The sequence below is a fragment of the Flectobacillus sp. genome, from assembly GCF_049240685.1.
Classification (GTDB): Bacteria; Bacteroidota; Bacteroidia; order Cytophagales; family Spirosomataceae; genus Flectobacillus.
On the sequence record NZ_JBMLSD010000413.1, the window covers coordinates 1 to 5,605 of the forward strand.

The following is a 5,605-nucleotide window of genomic DNA, read 5'->3' on the forward strand; positions in this document are numbered from 1 at the left end:
CTACAACTCTATAAACAACCACAAAAAACCAATAAAACTTTGTGTCATCGAAAGGGACAACGAACAATCCCCCTGAGTAGATGACACAAATGGAAATATCATCCAAATTAATCTTAGTAACTCCAGAAGAATTAGTATCTCTAATTCAACATTCCGTTCGCCAAGTCATTGCTGAGCAAACACCAAAATCTTTAGGAACAGCCGACAAACCTTTGTCGATAGATGAAGCTTCTTCATTTTTAAATATTCCGAAATCAACACTGTATCAATTTACTTCCGCTAGGAAGATTCCTTTTCAAAAAATTGGTAAGAAGATTCTTTTCTTCAAAGCAGACCTTATTCAGTGGGTCGAGTCTGGTAAAAAGAAAACTCGAAAGGAAATCGAAGAAGAGGGTTTTGGTAAGAAAGGAGGCTTACGATGAATAATCCTCATAAGCAAGCAGATACTAAAGCTTTTGTTTTGTATTGGGAGGAAGCATTTGCTCAAAGCTTTTTTCATGTAGAAAAACTACTTGATGCTAAATGTAAATATCTGGAAAAGCTAAGAAAAATGCTTTTTGATGAAATGAAGGAAGATGTCTCTATGAGAATTAAAAATTTAGAGACAGAAATCAATCAAATCATTGGTCTATTGGATATGGTACAACTTCTAAAGAGGGCGTATCTTGAAGAAACGGCACAAATCGCTTCACTTTTGTCGAAACTAACGTATGAAAAACAAGTGCTACTGCGTCAAAATCAGGAATTAAGGGAGCGTAATGATTTGCAAGATAATGTCATTAATCTACTTTTAAGTCGATGTTTTACAACCCTAAATGAAGAAAATAATGAATATTGATAAATATAAGCAATACCTCAATCCTGAACAGGTTAGCGGAGTAGTTCATGAAAAAGATAACCTTGCAAAGATTCTGGCAACACAGGAAAAGATACAATCCAATAGCTGTAAAACGATTGCATTTAGTTCTCCCATCATTACGTATAATGAAACAGGTATTATTTTTCCTAACACGATAAATATTATTCAAGGTAAAAAGGGAGTACATAAATCAAGGTTAACGGAGATTTTTTGTGGATTGATGTTGCAAAGAGATATTACCCAATCAAGCCATCGGTTTCTAGGCATGAAACGAAATGCAATGCAGAAATCAGTTGTGCTATATGTAGATACAGAACGTAATATCAATGACCAATTTCCTTATGCTATTCAAAAAATCAAGCTACTTTCAGGCTACTCTATAGAAGATAAACCCGAAAATTTAGATTACATATCGTTAATAGATATTCCTCGAAGTGAAAGGTTTGATACGTTAAATGAGTATATCAAAAGGTTTAGAACAAGATATGAGATATATAATCTCTTCATTGTGTTCGATGTCGTAACTGACTGTGTTGAGAACTTTAATGATGTAAGAGAAAGCCTTAGGCTTGTTGACATGCTCAATGAGACCATTAATACCTATAATGTTACTTTTCTTTGTGTAATTCATGAAAATCCCTCAGCAGGCAACGACAAAGGTCGTGGACACCTAGGTACGGAATTGAATAATAAGGCTTCACAAGTTATTCAAATAGGCTTTGAAAAAGATAATCAAGGAAACGATACAGACTTGATACGTTTAAAGTTCTTACACTCAAGAAATACTAAGAGATTAGACCCAATTTACGTACAGTATTCAGAAGAATCAAAAGGGTTAGTCCTTGCTAGCAGTGACTTTATTAATGAAAAGCTAGCCATGAAGAAAAGTAAGGCACAGATAGCAGATATTCAAAATTGGCTTACAGACAACTTGAAAGAGCCCAAAAGTAAAAAAGAGTTGATTGAGATGATTACGGAGGCTTTTGATTGTGGTTCGAGGATAATTGAGGATAGGCTCAAGGAGCTAGATGACAAGGGATTTATTGAACGATTTACAGTGGGGAAGAGTGCACATTACAAATTAATTATTCCATTTTAACATGTTCGCACTCGCAAAGGCATATATATGAGTCTGCGAATGCGAGCGTATAAAAGCTCTCAATATTATGTCTGATACAAATAAGTTTCCTCCGATGAATAGAACGGAGTTAGCTCGAAAATATAAGGTAAGCCTACCCACTTTTAATAAATGGCTTGGATTAATCTCGAATCTTGTTCTGATTGAAAATCAAAGGATATTTACCCCTAAGCAAGTGGAGTTAATCATAAACCACTTAGGGGAGCCCCCTGACTGACTCGTGTAAACAGCATGAATTAACTTCAATTAATTCGAATTAACTCATATTAACCCTCGTTAACCCAAAGGTGGTTTTCGAGGGTTAATTATTTTTAAACCAGTAAGTTAATAGCGATTAATCTAACATTAAGCAATGAACGAAATTAGAACAGGGAGAGCATTACAGTTGGAAGGACTCCAATATGCTACCAACAAAGTAACCTTAGGCTTCAAGTGTGAAGCTCGAACTAAAATAGAATTAGCACAAGAGGCTCAGCAAATGGGAATGACTTTGAGCGAGTATGTAGACACTATCATATCAACCCGAAAGCAGCATACAAAATCAAACAACAACTCTGAGTTGCAGACATTGTTATCTCAACAAAAAACTGACCTTCATCATTTTAAAAGGAAAGTCGATTTTTATGAAAATGAGTTATTGCAAAACGCATTTCAACTGCGTAAAGGTCAGACTCTCGAATACAGAAATATCTATGGAGAGACCGTAAGTAAAACGATTACCCAGATTGAGGATATTTACACCATCTTATTAGACACCGTTAAACTCTCGTAATCATGTTTGAAATAATTTCTAATCCGTTTGAAAATGTGGGTGAAGAGCTTTCTGGGATCGTAACTAAAGGTGTTGCAGATATTACATGTTCTTCTCCAACTAAGAAATCACAATTTAGGAATACTTTGATAGTCATGTTGATAATAATTGCAGGTTTAGGACTGTTAATTTGGGTTAACTTTTCTTCTAGAAAAGAGCAAAATATGGACGTTAAGGAGTAATTATATTTATTCAATTGTGTAATAAACCCATGTATAAAAGCCTGTTAAGTTCAAAGTAGCTGGATTTTATACATGGGTATTATTTTGTCGTTAATTTGATACTGACCGAATAATAAATATTGAGTACTTAAAGTATATTTTTTTCAACAAAACAGCATAAATTAAAGAAATTGAAATACTTTACCCCGTACTCTTCATGAACTATGAAACGCTTAATACTGAAGGAAAACTGTATGCCCTTCTAGTTGGTATTAATAATTATCCTGTAGGTGTGTCGCCTTTACAAGGTTGTGTCAACGATGTTGAAGAGGTGAATAAGCTCTTGAATAATTCTTTTCAAAGACTATCTCCTCAAATTGTTTCTCTAACTAACGAACAAGCTACCAGACAAAATATTATTGATGCTTTTCGTACACATCTTTGTCAAGCTACGGTTAATGACTCTGTCCTTTTTTATTATTCTGGGCATGGCTCAAGAGAAAATGCACCCCAAGAATTTTGGAAAGAGTTCCCAACCCACAAAAATGAAACACTTGTATGTTATGACAGCCGACTCGCAGGAGGATTTGACTTAGCGGATAAAGAATTGGCAATACTCATCAGCGAGGTTGCTAAACAAAACCCACATATTGTTGTTTGTTTGGATTGTTGTCATGCAGGTTCTGGAACGAGAGATTCCATAGATTTAGTACGTGTAAAGCAAGTAGAAAAAGAAGGTTCTCGACGTGGATTAGAGCATTATATTGACGGTTTTTATTCAAAACAATTCCAAAGTACTGGTAAAATAGACGTTCCTCAGTCTAAGCATATTTTGTTAGCCGCTTGTCAAGAAAACGAGCGAGCCTACGAAACGTCAGCTAATAGAGGATTATTTACCTTGACTTTGCAAAACTGTTTAAAAGATGTCCAGTCACTTTCATATTCAGATTTGTTTAATCGAATAGCCGTTTACGTGAGGGAAAAGGAATCCCGTCAGCATCCTAATGTAGAGTTTCTGGGAGGTTTCAACCCTCATGTTTTATTTTTGACTGGTACAGAGACTGATAGACTCGATACATTTCCTATAACGTACGATTCAGAAAGTCGTTCATGGAGGGCTCAAAGAGGAAATATTCATGGATTGGCCATTGAATATAATAAGCCTGCTACTATCTGGATTTTTTCACCCAATACTACTTCATTTACCGAAAAGCATTTGTTTACAAAAGGAAAAATAACAGGTGTACAAATGCTTGATTCTATTGTTATACCAGAGGCAACATTGGATAATCAACAACAGTATGTAGGCGTGCTAATTGATGGGAATAAAAAATATGCGACTATTTACAGCGGCGTTCCAATAGACGACCTTTCTGTTTTATCTGAATATTTGTGTGTAGAAAAAGCGTTTGCCGATTATTGGGTTTTACAATCAGGTAATCTCATTCAAGTAATTCACAGAACTTCACGAAAAATCATTACAGAAAAAGAGCATTTATTTGAAATAAATCAGGTTTTACGAGATATTGTTCGTTGGGAAAATATTAAACAATTAAATAACCCAAAATCAAGGTTGAGAAAAGAAGAAATTGAGTTCTCTTTGGCTGTTGAGGAGCAATCTTTTGTTGGAGATGATATTCAGTTGATTTTAGACCAAAATGAAAGTGGTGAAGTGATACCCAAACATTACACTCTTTCAGTAGCAAATAATGCTAAGGTTGAGCTTTATTTCAAAGTAATCTTTGTTTCCCCTCTTTATGGTATTAAAGAATTGGGCAAGTCAACTATTCCAGCTAACGAAACGGGGGTTATTGTTAAGAACCGATTGGGTTTCTATAAAGAACAATATGCTGATAATGAGAGTAATTGCTTGTTTAAGTTAATAGTAAGTACAAAAGAAATAGATTTGTCTTTTTTTATACAGGAGAACTTTTCGATTAATAAAGATTATTCACAAACAAAATCTATTGAAGATTCACAAATTAGAAGTAGTAAATTCTTAGATGAATTTGATCTTGAAACAAACCCCTCTTTTGACTGGTTAGCTAAAGACCTGAAGCTTAGGTTAGTGAAAAACAATGCTACCATTGGAAAAGAAGATATTGTTTTGGCTGATAGTTCGTTAACATTCAAAGCACATCAATCTTTTCAAGCAAAGGTTACACTTTCATCTTTGTATCATCCTTCAAGAAGCATTGGCAACGAGTCTTTGCTTAAAAGCTCTATCACTATCAATAGCCTTGCTATTCTAAATTTATCTCCTCAATCGAAGTCAGTTGAGCAAAAACAACAAATAGAGTTAGAAGAAATAGAAGGCGAAGTAAATGCTGATAACCCCTTAATTCTGGCAATTCAAAATCAAGAAATATTGCCAAATGAAATAGTCCTCCCAGTGATGGTAAATGGAGACGAAGTTGTGGTAATTGGTTCAAGCAAAGCTTTGGGCAACAATGAAAGTGAGGTATATATTGAGCGATTGCCAGAAATAAATACAGGCGAAAAGAGAACAAAAAGCTTAGGAAGAGCTATCAAGTTCTGTTTAATGAAACTGGTATTTAAAACTGTACCTGACAGTTATTTTGCTTTGAACTGGGTTGATTATGAGCAGGCTAAACCAGTAAGGAAAAATCTTAATT

7 protein-coding genes are annotated in these 5,605 nt (G+C 34.7%); all 7 read left to right on the top strand.

Going from position 1 to position 5,605, the window contains the following annotated elements; genetic code table 11:
* Positions 1-89 precede the first annotated feature (89 nt).
* Positions 90-422: a helix-turn-helix domain-containing protein gene (locus ACOVQ4_RS18950; RefSeq protein WP_176464383.1), complete on the top strand. Its 333-nt coding sequence runs from the start codon at positions 90-92 to the stop codon at positions 420-422.
* Positions 419-838, top strand: coding sequence for a hypothetical protein (locus ACOVQ4_RS18955; protein WP_421822179.1), 420 nt, complete (start codon positions 419-421; stop codon positions 836-838). The genes ACOVQ4_RS18950 and ACOVQ4_RS18955 overlap by 4 nt, the downstream gene beginning before the upstream one ends.
* Positions 828-1,958: a hypothetical protein gene (locus tag ACOVQ4_RS18960; protein WP_421822180.1), complete on the top strand. Its 1,131-nt coding sequence runs from the start codon at positions 828-830 to the stop codon at positions 1,956-1,958. The genes ACOVQ4_RS18955 and ACOVQ4_RS18960 overlap by 11 nt, the downstream gene beginning before the upstream one ends.
* A 94-nt stretch (positions 1,959-2,052) precedes the next feature.
* Positions 2,053-2,214: a DUF4248 domain-containing protein gene (locus ACOVQ4_RS18965; RefSeq protein WP_374754582.1), complete on the top strand. Its 162-nt coding sequence runs from the start codon at positions 2,053-2,055 to the stop codon at positions 2,212-2,214.
* A gap of 135 nt (positions 2,215-2,349) precedes the next feature.
* A complete protein-coding gene (locus tag ACOVQ4_RS18970) occupies positions 2,350-2,769 on the top strand; it encodes a hypothetical protein (protein ID WP_283372879.1) in 420 nt (139 codons plus the stop codon).
* Between the two features lie 2 nt (positions 2,770-2,771).
* Positions 2,772-2,990, top strand: coding sequence for a hypothetical protein (locus ACOVQ4_RS18975; RefSeq protein ID WP_283372878.1), 219 nt, complete (start codon positions 2,772-2,774; stop codon positions 2,988-2,990).
* Positions 2,991-3,186: 196 nt separating this feature from the next.
* Positions 3,187-5,605 (top strand): caspase family protein (locus tag ACOVQ4_RS18980; protein WP_421822181.1); only part of this gene is annotated, 2,419 nt, incomplete at its 3' end.